An 18,611-nucleotide genomic window follows, 5' to 3' on the forward strand; every position below is an offset into this window, starting at 1 on the left:
ACTTGTCCTTCACTTGTCAAACATAATAGGCGTAATGTCTCCTGAGATGGAGCGACAGGATGCAGCAAGACGTGTGCCCCAGGCTGTCATTTGTATAGTCCTGCCTTCCTCATGTTCCCCAATACGGACCATGCCAAGATGCAACATCATTTTAACAATTCTGTTATCATAAATGGCCTCGGCCGTATCATAGTAAAACGGCTGAATGAACGGACCGATCTGACGAAACAGCGACTCGGCGGTTGACCATTCTTGGGCACATTCGCCTGTCCAATACACAATAGAGGACAGATTGGGAATAGCACCTTTATACAATCTTAACCAAAACCTAAATAGCTGTATCATTTCGGCTGTTTTCTCAGCTCCCAGCTTGTCTTCTCCAGCTGGTGATAACTTCAGCGTGCCTTGCTCCTCACGAACCAGCCGATGGTGAAATGCATAGTCGTAGAGAAGTGCGAAACGATCCGGGTAATCCTTGAAGGAACGGCCATATCCGAATCTCCATCCACCTTTGCCCACCAATTCCTCACTAATGTGTAGATGCTCCATAATCTGCTGTTGAGAGCGACGGTACATCATGCCTTCAGCGTTAAGGGCAATTTCGTGTTGCTGGACAAACTGCAGGAACAACTTGAGATCATCCGCTAAGAGATGATACTCATCCCGATACATGGGTGGCTCCGTTGTTTTGGTTATCCCTGCTCGCAGATGTGTGGATAACACATCCCTGAATCTTAATTTCAGATCCTGGGGTACCTGATACAAATACCTGGTCTGCTGCGTTGTCCCATTGAACAACCATCCACTCTTATTGAAGCGAACGATGAGATCACGTGGACTCGCGCCAGCCTCACTCTCCTTTTTGTCCATCGATTGACGGGCTATGGCAATGAGTTCTTCCATACCATAATACTGGCGAGGATCAAACAACAAGTTGTTCAAAAAGCGCTGATCTGCTTGATTCAGTTGACGTACCTGCTGCTCAAAAAAGGGTCTGCTGCCCAATGTAGTGAGAATACTCTGGATGAGTTCATGTTTGGAATTGGGCTTGCATTCACATTGGTAATAGTCTGCTATTCGATTAAGCTGGCCAATATCGGCAAAAGTAAGCATATCCGCTAGATTCATGGGTCCATCGCCTCGCCCGTTAACTACTTCGACTACTGATTCAGAGCCTGAAATAGTTTGGTTTTGTAAACATCGTTGACGGAATTCCCATAATCTAAACCTCTTTTTGGAAATCTTTTATGTTTTAAACCATACTATGCCCCGAGTTGGTCAATCAGAAGAAAAATGAGAGGTTTGAAATCATATACAGTCTTTATTTCCCCATAAAACGCAAAAAAAACAACCCAAGTTGGATTACTCAGGTTGTTTCGCTGTGTCCAAAGACAGATGTCGTGTGCAATTATATAACAGTGGACTCCAGTCATCACGTTCCTTTTCCAGGATCGTCAGTGACAGGTTTCCAATCCGTTCTGTATACCGATCTTTAAACAAAGCTGTTAAAAGGTTGGCTAAGAAAGCTCCGTGAGTGACAATGAGTACGTTTTGGTCAGAATAGGCCGACCATAGATCTTCCAGAAACGCCAGTGCACGAATCTGGATATCCGCTATCTGCTCCTGTCCCAAGTCTAATGTCTCCCAGGCTTGGCCCCAACGGGCAACCCGTTCTTCTGAAGTCAGACCTTCAATCTGACCAAAAGCCCTTTCTTTCAACCGTGCGTCTGGCTTGAGCAAAGGTACATTCAACAGCTTGGAGATAATCTCCCCTGTTTCCTGTGCCCGCGATAATCCACTTGTGATGATATAGTCCCATTGGTATTCTTCCGTCAGCAGACGTCTTCCCAGGCGCTCTGCCTGTTCACGACCTTCTCCATTCAGAGGAATATCCGTCTGACCCTGTATACGGCCCGCCGCATTCCAGTCTGTAAGACCGTGACGAATAAGCCCGATTCGCACTTACATCCCTCATTTCTCCACACGGCGAACGAAAGGTTATTACCTATGCACTCGCACCTTGTTTGCGTTTATTCGTTGTTCGATGCATACGTCCAAGAGAAAATAACGCCATTCCTATTGCAAGTAAAGAGAGGGCCATCCAATACTGCGGATAAGCAGGTCCCATGCTCACAACAAAAGGTTCTATGATACTTCCTCTGTCCGCTCCAGTCATGTTGTACTGATACATTCCAGAGGACGATGGTCCGCTTCCGGCAACCCCTGTCTCCAGGATACCCGTAGTAACAACTTTGGTTTGCTCAGCTTCTGATACATCTGGCTTAAACATTGCCATATACAGAAAGCTGCATAAAAAAATAGCCAGGAACGCGGCAATCCACAAAGACATATGCTTGCGGATCACAGCAGAGAAACGATTAACCTTTACCTCTTCCGGCAGTAACCATGGAGACTCCGCGTAGATCCGGTCCATAACGTTACGGTTCACTCTCTCTGCTTGTTGTTCTGTCACTGGAACCGGAATGCTGTGCAGCAAGATCTGAGCTTCTTCCCAGACCTCAAACTGCTCGGAGCACTCTTCACAACCAGCGAGATGAGCATGAAATGCAATCCGCTGAGGATGAGTTTCCGGCAAGTCCCAGACCAGTGCAAACAGTTCCTGGGCTTCATTGCAATTCATCGGTTCTTCATCCCTTCATATGGCTCGTACACCGGTTCGAAGAAATAAGGTTCCAATTGAGTTTTTACGCTTGATCTTGCTCTGAATAATAGCGATTTCACAGAACTGACGCTCTGCCCAAGAATATTCGCAATCTCTTGGTAGTCTAGTTGATCATACTCACGGAGTATAATCGCAGAACGCTGCTTCTCCGGCAAATTGTTAATCGCATCCCTAACCAGCATCACCCGCTCGCTGCGTAGTACAGCATACTCCGGTGTATTCTCCGAAGGAGCAACGGGAACAATCCCGCTCTCTTCAAGTGGGACATTTCCGCTACGCTGTTTGCGAAGCTCACTCAGTACCGTATTTCTCGCAATGGTATATAACCATGTTGAGAATGAGGCATCCACCTCACGGAAAGAGTGCAGACTGCGGAACGCCTTATAGAAAGTCTCAGAACAGAGATCTTCCGCAAGCAGCTCCATATTGGAACTTTTCAACATATGATATACGAAAGCCAGTATTTTACGCTGATAACGACTCATCAGCTCGGAATATAACTCCAGGTTACCTTCCTTGATCTCTCGAATCAACTGGGAATCCGTCATTTGAGTGCGACCCCTCCTCGCCCATCCATGTGCTTCTCCCCGTTCGACTCTATCCATGTATTACCGAACAGGCACAAAAAAGTTGCGGTTCTCACCGCATATAAAAAGCGTTCAGCGCCATAACTGGCCTTCCCGCCAAATTCCCCTATGTAATGGCAATTTCCCCAACGTTTCTACATTAACAGTATTTATTGTACAACGGTCTGCATCATCCTGGCAAATCCATTGGCATCCACAAAACCCGACCTGTCATTCATATGCGGTCATTTTCACGTTCATGACTTCATTTTGAGCCTTTTTGGTAACCCTTGCTTATATAGACGGACGATATACCGAAAAGGTTACAAAAATGTGATATTTATTGGATCTAAGGTATCCTAACAGATTAAGGAGGGAGATGTAAATAGAGGATGTAAGTCCAAGTGTAATTATTAACATATCAATGCCTTTCCCAAAACTTTTTAAGACAAAAAAAAGACCGCTTACATAAGCGGCCATTGCTCACGTGGAGCAATACAGTTATTGGATAGGAGTGGAGAGAAACCATACTGTACCCTTATTATATGTATACGTTTTCATTTTGTCAACACTTTCAGTAAAATTGTTTGAATTAATTATATCTTTCGGTAAATCAGGATAATACATCCTTTTTTTCTGTGACTGAAAATCAAATAACCACTCCAATATAACCTCACAAAAAAGAGGGCTTTCGCCCTCTTTCTCGTCTTATATCCACACTTGATAGCCTAAGGAATCCAATAACGTCTTGGCTCGTTCCATATCTTCTTCCTGACGGAAAGACAGACGCATAATACCCGGCACATCCACCCGGTTTTCGATAATCTCCAAGTTGCTCAAGTTGATATCATTCGCCCCAAGCTCAGTTGCGATCTTACCGATCATACCCGGTGCATCCTGGACATCAGTATACAGATCAAATAACGGCGAAATCATGCCTTTGCGTCGTTCTGGTAATATACTGCGGAACTCGCGGGCCTGACGGAATGCCTCCTCTATGCCTTCACCGTTCTTATGTTCCAGCATATCCGTAAAGGCCGTCATCTGGCTATTCCAGTCCTTTAGCAAGCCCAGCAGTACATCACGGTTGCTAAGCAAGATATCTCTCCACACAATCGCATCACTGGACGCAATCCGGGTAATATCCCGAAAACCACCTGCAGCCAGCATTTTATACAGTGGATTCGACTCATTATATTCACGCACCTGATTCACAAGCGCAACAGCAATAACATGTGGCAGATGACTAATCGCCCCCACGATGTCATCGTGCAGCAGAGGCTCCACACGCACGATCTGTGCCCGCGTATACGCAAGCAGCTCAGACAGCCTGCTGTAGGCTTCCTCAGGTACATGTTCTGAAGGGGTTAAGACATAGTATGCATTCTCAAACAACACAGCTGAGGCCGCATCTACGCCTGCACGCTCCGACCCTGCCATAGGATGACCACCAATGAAGTAAGCGTCAGTCAACCGCACATGCTCGGCACAAGCGGCAATGGAAGCTTTAGTGCTTCCTACGTCCGTGATGATACATCCTTTTTTCAATGGCAGCTTGGAGAGCTTTTCGAAATAGGATTCTAGCAAACCTACGGGAACGCACAAAAAAATAAAGTCGGCATCCTCTACCGCTTCTTCCAGAGAGAGCGTAGCATCATCCACTACACCGCTCGCTATGTACTTGTCCTTCAGTTCATCCAAGTGGGCGTAGCCCATCACGGTTACATCTGGCTTGCCTTTGAAGCAAAGCGCCAGTGAACCGCCGATGAGTCCTACACCAATCATTGCAATTTTTAGTTTCATGGGTCCTCACTCTTTCATCGCCAGTATTAAGGGCGTGCTACCGCCTTCTCAGCCAGCGTGTTCTCCAGTGCCGTGACAAATGCACGGTTCTGTTCTGATGTTCCGACGGACACACGAATGTAAGTTGGGTATACGTGGAATCCTGAGCGAACGATAATGCCTTGTTTGAGCAAGGATTGGAACGCAATTGCCGAAGGCATATTCAGGTCAAACATAATGAAATTACCCTGTGAAGGGAAATACGACAACCCGAGCCGTGTAAATTCATTTTGCAGGTAATCCCGATCCGTTGCATTCCGCTTCGAGCACTCTTGAACAAAATCCTGATCCAGTAGTGCAGCTTTTGCCGCAACCTGTCCAAAACGGGAGGTGTTAAACGGTTCACGTACACGGTTAATCAAATCAATAATTTCGGGACGTGCAATACCATATCCGATCCGAAGCGAAGCCAAACCGTAAATTTTGGAGAATGTCCGCAGAATGACCAAGTTCGGATACCGTTCGATCAATGGTATACTTTGCGGGTATGCTTCATCGGTTACGAATTCATAATAAGCTTCGTCCAGTATGACCATCACATGAGCAGGCACACGGTCCATAAAGGCTGTAAGTTCCTGCTCGGAGATGATCGTACCTGTCGGATTATTTGGATTACACACCCATACTGCTTTGGTTTTGTCGTTAATTTGCGCGAGCATCGCGCTCAGATCATGCGTGCCATCTTTCAGAGGCACTTCGATGGACACGGCACCCTCAATATCTGCATTGCTTTTATATACAGAAAATGTTTGATCTGCCATGATGGTCTCGTCACCCGGCAAGAAGAAAGCTCTCGTGATCAAAGCAATAATCTCATCGGAACCACAACCAAATATTAAGTTGTTCCGTTCAACGCCAAGATGCTTGGCAAGAACTCCCGTCAGCTCAACCGAGCTACCGTCTGGGTATATGCTTATATTCGTCATTTCTCTCGTAATGGCTTCCAGGGCGGCAGGAGAACTGCCGTACGGGTTTTCGTTGGAGGCCAGCTTGATGACTTGTTCAAGCCCCAGTTCACGTTTCACTTCTTCAATCGGTTTGCCCGGCTGGTACACAGGCAGATTGACAATCTGGGATTTCGGTTTCAACCCGACCGCCTCCTGTTATTGAAATAATGTTAGACACGAATCAGCGTGCACCTTACGTGTCCAAAAGATGTCCTTTCAGGACATCTCTATCCCTTTAATTGTGCCACAAAGTTGCGAATTTGCAACAGTCCCGCTGCACGCGTATCCGGATTTTCAAGCAGAGGAATCGCATCTTCCACCTGACGAACAATGGCACTACCTACAACAACGCCATCGCAGATGCGGGAGAAATGTGCCACCTGCTCATGACTGGAGATACCAAAACCTACCGCTACAGGGAGGTCTGTCAGACTTTTCACCGTCTCAATAAAGCTCTCTACGCCATCAAAGAAAGAAGCTCTCTCTCCGGTTACCCCAAGGGATGATACACAATAGATAAAGCCCCTCGCGCCCGTTACAATCCGCTCAATCCGGGCATTAGATGTAGGTGCAACAAGCGGCACCAGATGCACACCAGCACGATTTGAGCGTTCTCGCATCTCTTCCGCTTCCTCAATCGGCAGGTCCGGAATGATCATGCCACTAATATCGTGTTTGACCAATTCATCAAAGAATACATCCAGGCCTGTCTGCAATACCGGATTATAATAGGTGAACAGTACAAACGGCAGTTTCACACCTGCCTTACGAGCTTTTGCAGCGGTTTCCATCACAGTACGAATGGTAATCTGGCTTTTCAGCGCACGTTCGGAAGCGCGCTGAATGACTGGGCCATCTGCAAGCGGATCGGAATAGGGAACACCCAGTTCCAAAATATCCGCTCCAGCCTGTTCAAGCTCCTTGATGATATCAATCGTTGTGTCCACATCCGGGTCTCCCACGGTTAAAAATGGAATAAGTGCCGTACGATTCTGTTCCTTCAATTGCTGGAAGGTCTGGTCCATCAGATTCATCCCAAGTCACCTCCCGTGTATTTCATGATCGATTCAACATCCTTGTCTCCACGTCCCGACAGACAAATGACTACAATATCATTTGCTGTGAGTTCAGACGCCAGTTTGACAACTTGGGCAACCGCATGTGCAGACTCCAGAGCAGGAATGATTCCCTCCGTCCGACATAGGAGTTGCAGGGCATCCAGTGCTTCCTGATCCGTGATCGGTACATATTTTGCCCGTTCAATATCCTTGAGATAGGAATGCTCCGGACCAACACCCGGATAATCAAGTCCGGCCGAGATGGAATGCGCTGGCTGAACCTGTCCATACTCATCCTGCAACAGGTAACTCATAGATCCCTGGAATACACCATGCGTGCCTTTGGTCATCGTTGCAGCGTGATACTCGGTTTCGACCCCTTTGCCTGCGGCTTCAACACCAACAAGCTTCACATCCTGATCACCGATAAATGGATAGAACATACCGATCGCATTACTTCCTCCACCAACAGCGGCTACAATTACATCCGGCAAACGCCCTTCGATCTCCTGAATCTGACGACGGGTCTCATCACCAATCACACGTTGGAAATTCCGCACCATCATCGGATATGGATGAGGACCAACCACTGATCCGAGCACATAGAACGTATCCTCCACATTGCTGACCCAGTAGCGAAGCGCTTCATTACCAGCATCCTTCAGTGTCCGTGTTCCGGACGTCACCGGAATCACTTCTGCTCCGAGCAGCTTCATCCGAAATACGTTTAACTGCTGACGCTCTGTATCTTCTTCGCCCATAAATACTTTGCATTCCAGTCCAAGCAATGCGGCTACGGTTGCGGTCGCAACGCCATGTTGACCTGCACCCGTTTCGGCAATAACTTTCTTTTTGCCCATCCGTTTGGCAAGCAAACCTTGTCCAATGGCGTTATTAATTTTGTGCGCGCCTGTATGATTGAGATCTTCACGTTTCAGATAAATTTTCGGTCCGCCCAATCGGCGTGACAATTGCTCTGCATGATACAATGGCGTTTCACGTCCAGAATACTCGCTTAGCAGATAGTTCAGTTCCTTGTTAAATTCCTCATCTTCAGAGAAGTGGCTGTATGCCTCCTCCAACTCAATAAGTGCGTTCATTAGTGTCTCAGGTACAAAGCGGCCTCCGAAGTGACCGAAACGCCCGTGTTGATCCGGCAATTGATGTGTCATGCCTGCTTCACCCTTTCTACGAATGCTGTAATTTTGGCAATATCCTTCACACCTTCAGTCTCCACGCCGCTGGATACATCGACGCCGAAAGGTGCATATGTCTGTATTAGTTGTTGTACATTGTCCGGCTGCAAACCTCCTGCAACGAACAGATCAATTTCGCGACTTTTTGCCCATTCAGCATAGGCAGGGATTCGCTCCCAGGCAAACGTTTTCCCGGAGCCCCCTCCATATAGAGGATCATGGGTATCAAGCAATATCGCATCCACGAATTTATCATAAGTATCAAGAGCCCTTATGGCTGCATCATCAGCTTCCGGTCCCGTTTCATCTTTGGGAAAAGAAAAAACTTTGAACACTTTGGCATTCCACCGCTGCTTCACCTGCTGGCAAAATTCCGCAGTCTCCTGTCCATGCAGTTGAATAACATCCAGCTGAGCAATGTCCATAATGTGTTCCAGTTCTTCGAGCGTAGGATTCACAAATACACCCGCAAGCTTCGGCCGATCATAGGTAGACCATTCGAACAACACCGTTCTTAATGCAGCAGCCTGCTCGGGTTCGATTCGGCGGCGTGATTTGGCAAAAACAACACCAATGTAATCCACAGGCAAGTTTATCATCGATTTTAGCACTTCAACGTCCTGAAGTCCACATATTTTTACGGCCGCTGGCAGCGGGTTTCTCAGTTCTGACATACTGTCGCCTGTGCCATCGTGTATGGAAGTATTCATCATTTGGGCCCCATCAGATCATATACAGCCGCCTCGACATCATCCTTGCGCATGAGATGCTCACCTACGAGAATACCATGAACACCGGCCTGGATCAGAGGTACTGTTGATTCTGGTCCGTCAATACCACTTTCGCTAATCAAGGTAACGCCACTTGGAATCAATTCCATCAAATCCAGTGTCGTGTTCAGACTGGTTTCGAATGTTTTCAAATTACGATTGTTGATGCCCACAAGTGTTGCCTGCGGAATCTCCAATACCTGCTCCAGTTCTGTTCGATCATGGACTTCAATCAAGGCATCCAGCCCCAAACTTTTGGCGAATTCCAGATATTGACGAATCTGTTCAGGTGTCAGAATGCTGGCAATCAGCAGTATCGCATCCGCACCCAGTAATCTTGCCTCGGCAATCTGTCGTTCATCTATAATAAAATCCTTGCGCAATAGCGGAATGTTCACCGCTTGATGAATCGCCTGCAAGTACTCATTGCTCCCTTGAAAATACGACACATCTGTTAATACGGAGATGCAGTCTGCACCCGCTCGCTCATAAGCAACAGCAATCTCTACCGGATGAAAATCCGGACGGATCAACCCTTTGGACGGCGAAGCCTTCTTCACTTCAGCAATAAGGCCGAGTTTGCGATTGCGTCCGCTTGATAGTGCATGTTCAAACCCCCGGGTTACGGGTAGTTGTTCGATTTTTTGGATAGCTTCATCCATGCGAAATGTCTGTGCAAGAACTTCAACTTCTTTATGTTTGGTTGCAACGATTCGATCAAGATACATGACTATACGCCTCCGTTGTATGAATTAACTGTTCAAGCTTCCCGGCAGCTTTGCCCGAATCTACCGCTTCTGCGGCAAGTGTCACCCCTTCAGCAATGCTATCTGCAAGACCGGATACATAGATGCACGCTCCGGCGTTCAACAGAACGACATCGCGGTAGGCACTCTGCTCACCCTGGAAGATCCTCTTAATAATTTCGGCATTCTGTGTCGCATCTCCTCCAAGTACCGCTTCAAGCGGATGCAAAGACAAACCCATATCACGTGGATCAATATCATAGGTGTGCACTTCACCATTGCGAAGTTCAGACACCTGAGTTGGTGCCGAGATACTGATTTCATCCAGACCATCATGGCTGGCCACAACCAACGCTCTTTTGAGACCAAGACGATTCAGTACTTCAGCAATCATCGGCGTCCGGGAACGATCATACAGGCCAAGCAATTGGCGATCTGCTCCCGCAGGATTCGTTAACGGTCCGAGCATATTGAAAATGGTACGAACCCCCAGCTCTTTTCTAGGTCCTGCCGCATGTCGCATGGAAGGGTGATATACCTGGGCAAAACAGAAGCAGATTCCGATATCATCCAGACATTGTCTGGCCTGCTCACCGTTCAGATGGATATTTACACCCAGTGCCTCTAATACATCTGCACTACCCGCTTTACCTGAAGCTGAACGGTTGCCATGTTTGGCGACCCGAACCGAGACGGCCGAAGCAATGATGGCGGATGCTGTGGAAATGTTGAATTTGTGAATACCCGATCCACCTGTTCCACACGTGTCCAGCAAGCCGCTACCATCCGTTAGAATTCGTCCGCCCTGACCACGCATGGCTTCAGCAAAACCGGTGATCTCATCTACCGTTTCACCCTTCATCCGTAGCGCCATCAGCAAACCTCCGATTTGAGCCGGCGTTGCCTCACCTCTCATGATCGAGTACATCAAATCTCTTGCTTCGGCTTGCTCCAGATGGCTGCCCTCTAGAATCTTCGCCAGGCCATTTTTCACGCCTTCCTCACGAGTAATCTCAGAAATAGGGGTTACAGGGTTCTCATTCATTATTGGGTTTATGTTCATCTCCGGTCTCTCCTCTCTCAGTTCTTAGCGGCCGCTGGTGTGACAAAATAGTCTGCATTCGCCAGTCTCAACGTGCTGTCCTTTTCTTTGGCAGGAAACATTGCTTCTGCTGTTCGAATCGCCTTGAGCAATGCTTTAGCTTTGTTAACCGTTTCCTCATATTCATTCTCAGGCACAGAATCCCATACGATACCCGCTCCGGCCTGTACATATGCTTTTCCTTTTTTGAAAATAATCGTACGGATCGTAATACAGGAGTCCATGTTACCTGAGAAACCCAGGTATCCGATTGCTCCGGCATAAGCACCACGTGCCTCTTTCTCCAGTTCCGCGATAATCTCCATTGCACGCAGTTTCGGTGCTCCGGATACGGTACCCGCTGGCAAGCATGAGAGAAACGCATCGAAGAAATCCTTGTCTTCTCTAAGCTCGCCCGTAACGTTGGATACCATGTGCATAACGTGAGAATACCGTTCAATCTCCATGAACATGTCACACTTCACACTGCCGAAGCTGGATACCCGGCCCAGATCGTTACGCCCCAGATCAACCAGCATCAGATGCTCCGCGCGTTCCTTCTCATCCTGGAGCAGATCAGCAGCGAGTGCACGATCTTCCGCTTCTGTTGCCCCCCTTGGACGTGTACCTGCAATCGGTCGTGTCTCCACACGATTCCCGTCCACCTTGACCAGCGCTTCAGGCGAAGTACCCACGATAATCTCATCATCCATTTTGAGGTAGTACATATAAGGTGATGGATTCAGGGTCCGAAGCACACGATACACGTGAAGCGGAGAAACTTCCGTATCAATGTGGAAACGCTGGGATAATACCACTTGAAAAATATCACCTGCGCGAATGTAATCTTTGGCTTGCTCTACATTACCGATAAATTGCTCCTTCGTGAGGTTGGAGCGAATATCCCCCAGTTCCACGTCTCCCGGAATGGAACGCGGATTCAGGTTCTCCCCTGGTCCTTGCTGTTGCAAACGTTCTGCGGCCTGCTCCAGCTTCTCCGAAGTCACTGCATACGCTTGACGTATCTCGTCATCCGTTGCACCGTCCTTGACGTGTACATTCCCAACGAGCAGCATCTGCTGCTTCACATGGTCAAACACGATAATCTGGTCACAGAACATAAAGCGAATGTCATCCATATTCAGGTCATCCAGCGCGTGAGCTGGAAGTTTCTCATAATAGGACAGCAGATCATATCCGAAGAAACCAATTGCCCCACCTGTGAATGGTGGCAGTTCATCATCTTTTGGACTGCGATACTTACGCAGCAGTGCTTTCAGTTCTTCAATCGGTTTGCCTGGCAATTCACGAGTTTTCCCTGCTTCTTCTACAACAATCCGGCCCTTCTTGGCCGAAATCATCAGGAACGGATCTGTACCGATGAACGAGTATCTCGCCCATTGGATTCCCCCCTCTACACTTTCCAACAGGAATGCCCGGTCGTTGTCAGCATAACGGCGGAATATTCGAATCGGAGTCTCCATATCTGCCAGAATCCGTTTGACTACCGGAATCAGATTATACTCATTCGACATTTTCAGTACTTGATTAACGTTTGGCGTTATCATTAGATCACGTCCTTTCAGATTTAGGTAAGTTCAACTAAAGAGGTTTACACTGAGCACTCCGATGACAGAACAACCTTCCGATCGCTGTTATCCCCAGATTTTTTTGATTCCCTTTCTAAAGGGAAAAACCGGTGATAAAGGCGCACGCTTCGCTTCTTCACGTTATTTCTGTCCTCTTCGTTTTTGTGTAAAAGTTTAGTTGAACTTATAGGGGGAGAAGAAACAATTAAATGTACAAAAAAACCTCTACCATCAGGTAGAGGTTTGGTTATAAGCTGTATTTAACAGGGTGATGCTTCATAAATAACAAGTCCCTATACTTCGCTGTCGGATTATTCACAGGTCGCTGAATTGATGCATCTCACATCATCCAATTCGGAAAAATATATCAGTTATAACACTTCAACTACTCATTCCAATATTACGTAAAATATAGGAAAGTGCATTGATTGTGTTTGTACCAAAATATATCAAAACAAAAGATGTCCTATGACACGTTTGTTTTCCCTGTTCCTGTTACCTATTCCGTAGCACGACGTACCGTGAATCAGTTGACCGGTTTCTGTTGCCCCGGTTACCACCCACTGGACTCTGCTATATACTCCACTAGCTCAGCTGCTCTCAGCTCAATCTCTACTCTACTCAACTGGTTCTCACTATACATCATTATGATCGGTTTGACAACCCACTACTTAAGAACCAGAAGGTGTTGCCAAATCCGGACGTAATGCCTGTGCACCGTTCAGATACACATGGTTGATTTCATTCTGAGCTTTGTTTGTATTGACATGCACCATGAAACGAATGCACTGCGCCAAGGCACCTTTAACAGGAACCTCCAGTGCACACATTAGTGGTACGAGTTCCCAGCCATCCAGTTGGCGAATAGCTTTTGCCGGGAAAGCAGCATCCAGATCCCCAGTTAACGTAATCCACACACTGCAGATATCTTCCGGTTGGATCTCATTGCGATCCACGATCTCCTGCAACAATACTGCCGTTTCCTTCAAAATCTGTTCTTCGTTGTTCTGCGTGACTGTTGTAGCCCCGCGAATTCCCCGTGTGACCATCGCTGTTATTCTCCCTTCCTGAGCATTTCAATGACGTCCCGAACTGCCGACACAGGTACGTCCTTCACAATTCTTGCAGCCCCAATCCGATCAGGAATGATAAACACCATATGACCTTCACGGAACTTTTTGTCATGCATCATCGCTTCCATTAATGCATCCGTGTCGAGATGCGCAGGCATCGTTGTTGGAAGGCGAAGTGAACGCAACATGCGGACCGTATCTTCATAGAGCCCTGCTGGCGCACCAAGCTTCTCACCAAGCAATGCTGATCCAGCCATACCGATCGAGATCGCTTCTCCGTGCAGAAATTCTCCATAACCGGCAATCGCTTCAATGGCATGACCAATCGTATGTCCCAGGTTCAACAACGCACGTTCTCCATTTTCACGTTCGTCTCTGGATACAATCTCCGCCTTAATGCCACATCCACGTTCCAAGCCGTATCCAAGTGCTTCCGGATTAAGCGCAAGCAGTTCTTCCGCATGTTCCTCACACCAATGTGCAAAAGCCTCATCACGGATCAGCCCGTGCTTCAGCATCTCTGACAACCCTGCCGATACATCTCGTGGCGGCAAGGATTGAAGTGTGTCCACATCATAGAGCACTAGCTCGGGCTGGTGGAATGCACCAATCATATTTTTGGCCAGCGGATGATTGACAGCCACCTTGCCGCCTACACTGCTGTCATGCGCCAAAATCGTTGTAGGTACTTGAACAAACTTGATTCCACGCATATATGTAGCGGCAACAAAACCAGCCAGATCACCTACGACACCACCACCTAAGGCCAGAATCGCAGAACTCCGATCCAGTTTGCCTTCGATCGCAACGGTCATCATATCCTGGTACACCGAAAGGGATTTCGATGTTTCACCAGAGGGTACAACCGCCGATACGACTGTATAACCAGCCGTACGCAGCGTTTGCTCCAAACCTGACAAGTATTTGGGAGCCACATTTTCATCTGTAATGATGAGTAACGGACTTTTTTTGGTCAACCCATATTGCTCAAAATATTGAGGGGCTTGTGCCAATAGACCGCTGCCAATCAGAATCGGATATGAGCGTTCCTCCAACTGTACCGTCAGCTGACGCATATTAGTAATTCTCCAGTTGAGCGTTATAACTAGCAACATTAGCACGGATCTCTTCCATGGAATCCCCGCCGAATTTCTCCAGGAATGCTTTGGCAATTTCCCACGCTACAACATGCTCCATAACCACACTCGCTGCTGGTACAGCACAAGCGTCCGAGCGCTCAACCTGAGCCGTAAATGCTTCTTTTGTATCGATATCGACACTTTGCAGTGGCTTATACAACGTTGGGATCGGCTTCATCACACCACGTACAACGACTGGCATACCGTTTGTCATACCACCTTCGAATCCACCCAGACGGTTGGTTGCCCGGTGGTAGCCGCGTTCATCCGTATGCATGATTTCATCATGCACCTGTGATCCCCGAATAACTCCGGCTTCGAATCCGATACCAATCTCTACACCTTTGAATGCATTAATGGACATTACGCCTTGAGCGATTCGTGCATCCAGTTTGCGATCGTATTGAACATAACTACCAAGACCAATAGGTACACCTTCAACGATACATTCCACTATTCCTCCGATGGAATCGCCTTCTTGTTTAATCTGGTCGATGTAGGCTTCCATCTTCTTCTCTGTCTCAGCATCCGTAACACGTACAGAGGAAGCTTCTGTCACTGCGATCAGTTCATCAATCGGAAGGTCCTGATATGGAGCTTCGATCTCTCCAATGCGAAGTACACGTCCAGCTACTTTGATTCCGAATTCAGCCAGGAATTGACGTGCAATGGCACCACATGCCACACGTACCGTTGTCTCACGTGCACTGGAGCGCTCCAGTACGTTACGCAAGTCTTTAAGATTATACTTGAGTCCACCGTTCAGATCAGCGTGTCCGGGACGTGGACGATGAACGCGACGTTTCTCTTCGTCACTGCCTTCAATCGGCTCAATATTCATAATATTCTGCCAATGTTTCCAGTCGTTATTTTGAACAACCAGCGCTACCGGAGCACCTGTTGTATATCCGTGACGGATACCACCAACGAAATTCGCCTGATCCTTCTCAATCTGCATCCGGCGTCCACGGCCATATCCCTTTTGGCGGCGGTGAAGCTGGAAATTCAGTTCTTCAAAATCAATCGTCAAATTACTTGGCAATCCTTCAATAATAGCGGTCAATTGGGGTCCGTGCGTCTCCCCTGCGGTTAAATAGCGTAAACTCATAATACGTTCCCCCTTTAAACTGTTAAACTTCACATTGCTAAAATCCCATAATTTCTTTGCTTATTATAGTATAGCTGACCGGCTTTGACAAGAAAGTCGGCGCTTTCTTGTACTTGGTATACAAATAACCGCCTGAACACATGTACATGTGCTTCAGACGGCTGAACAACCATTATCATTATTTTTTCCGATAGAAGAATGTCTCTGCTGTCTCCAGACCATATTGTCCCGGGGAGAAGATCTGCTCCGTACTACCCACAAACAAAATACCGCCTGGACGCAAACTTGCTGCAAATTTGTGATACAACAGGTTTTTGGCTTCCTCGGTAAAATAGATCATGACATTTCGGCACACAATCAGATCGTACCCATCGTCAAAACGGTCCACCAGCAAATTTTGTTTCATGAACTTGATCGAATTTTTGAGTTGCTCATCAATACGGTATACCAAGCCATCCTGCTTGAAGTAACGGTTCGCCGTTTCCTTTGGCACATCCTTAAGCGAGCGTTCCATATAACGCCCTTCCTTGGCTTTGGCCAATGCACCTTCATCCAGATCACTTGCCGTAATGGAGCTGTCCTTCAAAATGCCCATCGTGTCCAGAATCATGGCAAGTGTATAAGGTTCTTCACCTGTTGAACAGGCCGCACTCCAAACTTTAGCACGACGCTTGGACCCCAGCAGCTCAGGCAGGATCTCGTCCCGCAGCACTTCCCAACGATTGGGATTACGCCAGAATTCCGACACGTTAATCGTCATACGATCAAGGAATTCGTAAAACAATGATTTATCCTTCTGCATAGCTTCAAAAAAGTTAGAAAATGTATGAAACCCGTTTTTGTTGCGAAGTGTGGTCAGCCTTCTTTTCATCTGGCCTTCCTTGTATTGAGCAAGATCAATGCCTGTGCTCTCTTTGATTTTACGAATGAATCCGGTGTAATCCGGGTCTAGTAGTTGTTCTTGCTCCAGCATCGTGTATCACCCTTTTGGCTAATAATTACAACCAGGCTGCGATGCTCTTGTCGTATACCACCAGTTCATCTGAAGCAAAGAAATTTGCTGCTTCACGGGAAGCACTTTCCGGTGAATCTGCCCCATGAATCAGATTATGTGGTGTGTGGCTGGCGAAGTCTCCGCGAATGGTACCCGGAGCTGCTTCCTTCACATTGGTTTTTCCGATGACGATGCGCGCAAGCGCCACAATATCGTCGCCTTCCCACACCATGGCAAATACAGGCCCAGATGTGATAAAACGAACCAGATCATCGAAAAATGGTTTACCCTCATGTTCAGCATAATGGCGTTTTGCCTGATCCTCAGACATCTGCACCAATTTGCCTGCCACCAACTTAAATCCTTTGTCTTCCAGACGGCTAATAATTCGACCGATCAATCCACGCTGCACACCATCCGGCTTCACCATCAAAAATGTACGATCCATCAGCTCACTCCTCACTCACGGTTCAAAGTTAATCACTATGTAAACGCAATCCCTCTGATTGTAACATACATGTCCAAATCCTCCCAATGAGGAATCTCACAGTTCTGTTCAACTTTGGGTATGAGTAATCTGAGAGTCGAAGGTCATACATTGTTTAATGCGTACGTTTAACCACAAAATGAGCGATATCACGCAGGTTTTTGGTCGTCTTGATGTTAGGTAGCTGATCGAGAGCATCGAGCGCTTTCTTCATATATCGGTCAGCTAGGGCTTCAGCTTTAGCAATTCCTTGACTTTGTCGAATCATTCCAATTGCATCCGATGCACTTGCCCGTCCTTCTTCATGCTGGACACGGGAAATCTCCTTAAGCAAAGGTTCCCGCAGATCGGATTCTTCCAAGGCATAAAGTACAGGAAGAGTGATATTTCCTTGCTTCATGTCACTGCCAGGTGGCTTGCCAAGTTGTTTCTCAGTACCTACCAGATCAAGTACATCATCTTGAATCTGGAAAGCCATCCCCACATTGTATCCGTACGTATACAGCAGGGAAGATACATGCTCAGGCGCACGTGTAGCCAATGCCCCTAACTGACAACTAACTGCAATCAGAAGTGCTGTTTTGCGGCGAATACGCAGCAGATAGTTACGAACACTTTGTCCCGTATTGAAAAAGTCGCGAATTTGCTCCATCTCACCAATGGACATCTGTACCATAGCTTTGGCAAGGATACGATGAATCGCTGGATCGGATAATCCGGCAGTCATTTCAAGTGCCTTACCGTAGATATAGTCTCCAGTGTACATGGCAATCCGGTTATCCCATTTTGACTTCACCGTGGGTTTGCCTCGGCGTGTCTCCGCATTATCAATGACATCATCATGAACGAGGGATGCCGAATGGATGAGTTCCAGCGGAACCGCAACCAGCTTCAGACGTTCAATGTCGTATGTACCAAATTTCCCACCAAGTAACACAAAAACGGGCCGCAACCGTTTTCCTCCTGCTTTGAGCAAATGAAGTGACGTTTCACTCAGCAGCTTCTGTTCTCCTCGAACACTGCGATACAATTCTTTCTCAATGTAATCCATGTCCTTTTTTAACAACCCGAAAATATCCAATAGTTTCATTCGTTCACCCGTATCAGCGTATTGTCAGTCCATAAATTCATGCTTACCTTCCCCTCCAGCAAGTCGGGCCTGCAGGCATTACGAAAAACCCGGCTTACCGTTCTTGCTTGTGTTGTTCTATAAGGTAATCTAACGTGTTTTTCTTCTCCGAATGTCATAGCCGACACCCGAAAATTAAACTCTGCGACTTGTTCTGAAACAAAATACAGAAGTTGCCGGAGCATGGGTCAAGACTGTGGTTC

18 protein-coding genes are annotated in these 18,611 nt (G+C 47.2%); all 18 read right to left on the reverse strand.

The window, feature by feature from the left end; genetic code table 11:
• Positions 1 to 9: 9 nt before the first annotated feature.
• Entirely contained in the window at positions 10 to 1,128 is a 1,119-nt protein-coding gene (locus V6668_RS18940) for a hypothetical protein (protein WP_036607656.1), read from the reverse strand.
• Positions 1,129 to 1,362: 234 nt separating this feature from the next.
• Complete coding sequence (locus tag V6668_RS18945) at positions 1,363 to 1,962, reverse strand: histidine phosphatase family protein (RefSeq protein ID WP_076328398.1); 600 nt, start codon at positions 1,960 to 1,962, stop codon at positions 1,363 to 1,365.
• Positions 1,963 to 2,005: 43 nt separating this feature from the next.
• On the reverse strand, positions 2,006 to 2,641 hold the full coding sequence (locus tag V6668_RS18950) for an anti-sigma factor family protein (protein ID WP_036607660.1): 636 nt from the start codon (positions 2,639 to 2,641) through the stop codon (positions 2,006 to 2,008).
• Entirely contained in the window at positions 2,638 to 3,231 is a 594-nt protein-coding gene (locus tag V6668_RS18955) for an RNA polymerase sigma factor (RefSeq protein ID WP_036607662.1), read from the reverse strand. The genes V6668_RS18950 and V6668_RS18955 overlap by 4 nt, the downstream gene beginning before the upstream one ends.
• A gap of 726 nt (positions 3,232 to 3,957) precedes the next feature.
• Entirely contained in the window at positions 3,958 to 5,052 is a 1,095-nt protein-coding gene (locus tag V6668_RS18960; RefSeq protein WP_017687717.1) for a prephenate dehydrogenase, read from the reverse strand.
• 26 nt (positions 5,053 to 5,078) lie between these two features.
• The gene (gene hisC, locus V6668_RS18965; RefSeq protein ID WP_338706440.1) at positions 5,079 to 6,179 is read right to left on the reverse strand and encodes a histidinol-phosphate transaminase; all 1,101 of its coding nucleotides are present in this window, start codon (positions 6,177 to 6,179) and stop codon (positions 5,079 to 5,081) included.
• A gap of 86 nt (positions 6,180 to 6,265) precedes the next feature.
• A complete protein-coding gene (gene trpA / locus V6668_RS18970) occupies positions 6,266 to 7,072 on the reverse strand; it encodes a tryptophan synthase subunit alpha (protein WP_338706441.1) in 807 nt (268 codons plus the stop codon).
• Positions 7,069 to 8,268, reverse strand: coding sequence for a tryptophan synthase subunit beta (gene trpB, locus V6668_RS18975; RefSeq protein WP_338706442.1), 1,200 nt, complete (start codon positions 8,266 to 8,268; stop codon positions 7,069 to 7,071). The genes trpA and trpB overlap by 4 nt, the downstream gene beginning before the upstream one ends.
• Positions 8,265 to 8,966 (reverse strand): phosphoribosylanthranilate isomerase, encoded by a 702-nt coding sequence (locus tag V6668_RS18980; RefSeq protein WP_338706443.1) that lies wholly within the window; start codon positions 8,964 to 8,966, stop codon positions 8,265 to 8,267. The genes trpB and V6668_RS18980 overlap by 4 nt, the downstream gene beginning before the upstream one ends.
• A 35-nt stretch (positions 8,967 to 9,001) precedes the next feature.
• Positions 9,002 to 9,790 carry an indole-3-glycerol phosphate synthase TrpC gene (trpC, locus tag V6668_RS18985; RefSeq protein WP_338706444.1) on the reverse strand — a complete coding sequence of 263 codons (789 nt, stop codon included), beginning with the start codon at positions 9,788 to 9,790 and terminating at the stop codon, positions 9,002 to 9,004.
• Entirely contained in the window at positions 9,780 to 10,820 is a 1,041-nt protein-coding gene (gene trpD, locus V6668_RS18990) for an anthranilate phosphoribosyltransferase (protein ID WP_338708975.1), read from the reverse strand. Before trpD ends, trpC begins: the two co-directional genes overlap by 11 nt.
• A gap of 68 nt (positions 10,821 to 10,888) precedes the next feature.
• Positions 10,889 to 12,457, reverse strand: coding sequence for an anthranilate synthase component I (gene trpE, locus V6668_RS18995; RefSeq protein ID WP_036607674.1), 1,569 nt, complete (start codon positions 12,455 to 12,457; stop codon positions 10,889 to 10,891).
• A gap of 692 nt (positions 12,458 to 13,149) precedes the next feature.
• Positions 13,150 to 13,527 (reverse strand): chorismate mutase, encoded by a 378-nt coding sequence (aroH, locus tag V6668_RS19000; RefSeq protein ID WP_036607677.1) that lies wholly within the window; start codon positions 13,525 to 13,527, stop codon positions 13,150 to 13,152.
• A 5-nt stretch (positions 13,528 to 13,532) separates the two neighbouring features.
• Positions 13,533 to 14,627: a 3-dehydroquinate synthase gene (gene aroB, locus V6668_RS19005; protein WP_036607679.1), complete on the reverse strand. Its 1,095-nt coding sequence runs from the start codon at positions 14,625 to 14,627 to the stop codon at positions 13,533 to 13,535.
• Position 14,628: 1 nt separating this feature from the next.
• Positions 14,629 to 15,798 carry a chorismate synthase gene (gene aroC, locus V6668_RS19010; protein ID WP_017687707.1) on the reverse strand — a complete coding sequence of 390 codons (1,170 nt, stop codon included), beginning with the start codon at positions 15,796 to 15,798 and terminating at the stop codon, positions 14,629 to 14,631.
• A 178-nt stretch (positions 15,799 to 15,976) separates the two neighbouring features.
• On the reverse strand, positions 15,977 to 16,771 hold the full coding sequence (locus tag V6668_RS19015; RefSeq protein WP_047843560.1) for a CheR family methyltransferase: 795 nt from the start codon (positions 16,769 to 16,771) through the stop codon (positions 15,977 to 15,979).
• Between the two features lie 25 nt (positions 16,772 to 16,796).
• Positions 16,797 to 17,240, reverse strand: coding sequence for a nucleoside-diphosphate kinase (gene ndk, locus V6668_RS19020; RefSeq protein WP_017687704.1), 444 nt, complete (start codon positions 17,238 to 17,240; stop codon positions 16,797 to 16,799).
• Between the two features lie 154 nt (positions 17,241 to 17,394).
• The gene (locus tag V6668_RS19025) at positions 17,395 to 18,369 is read right to left on the reverse strand and encodes a polyprenyl synthetase family protein (RefSeq protein ID WP_017687703.1); all 975 of its coding nucleotides are present in this window, start codon (positions 18,367 to 18,369) and stop codon (positions 17,395 to 17,397) included.
• Between the last annotated feature and the right edge of the window lie 242 nt (positions 18,370 to 18,611).

Source organism: Paenibacillus amylolyticus, assembly GCF_036894225.1.
Classification (GTDB): domain Bacteria; phylum Bacillota; class Bacilli; order Paenibacillales; family Paenibacillaceae; genus Paenibacillus; species Paenibacillus amylolyticus.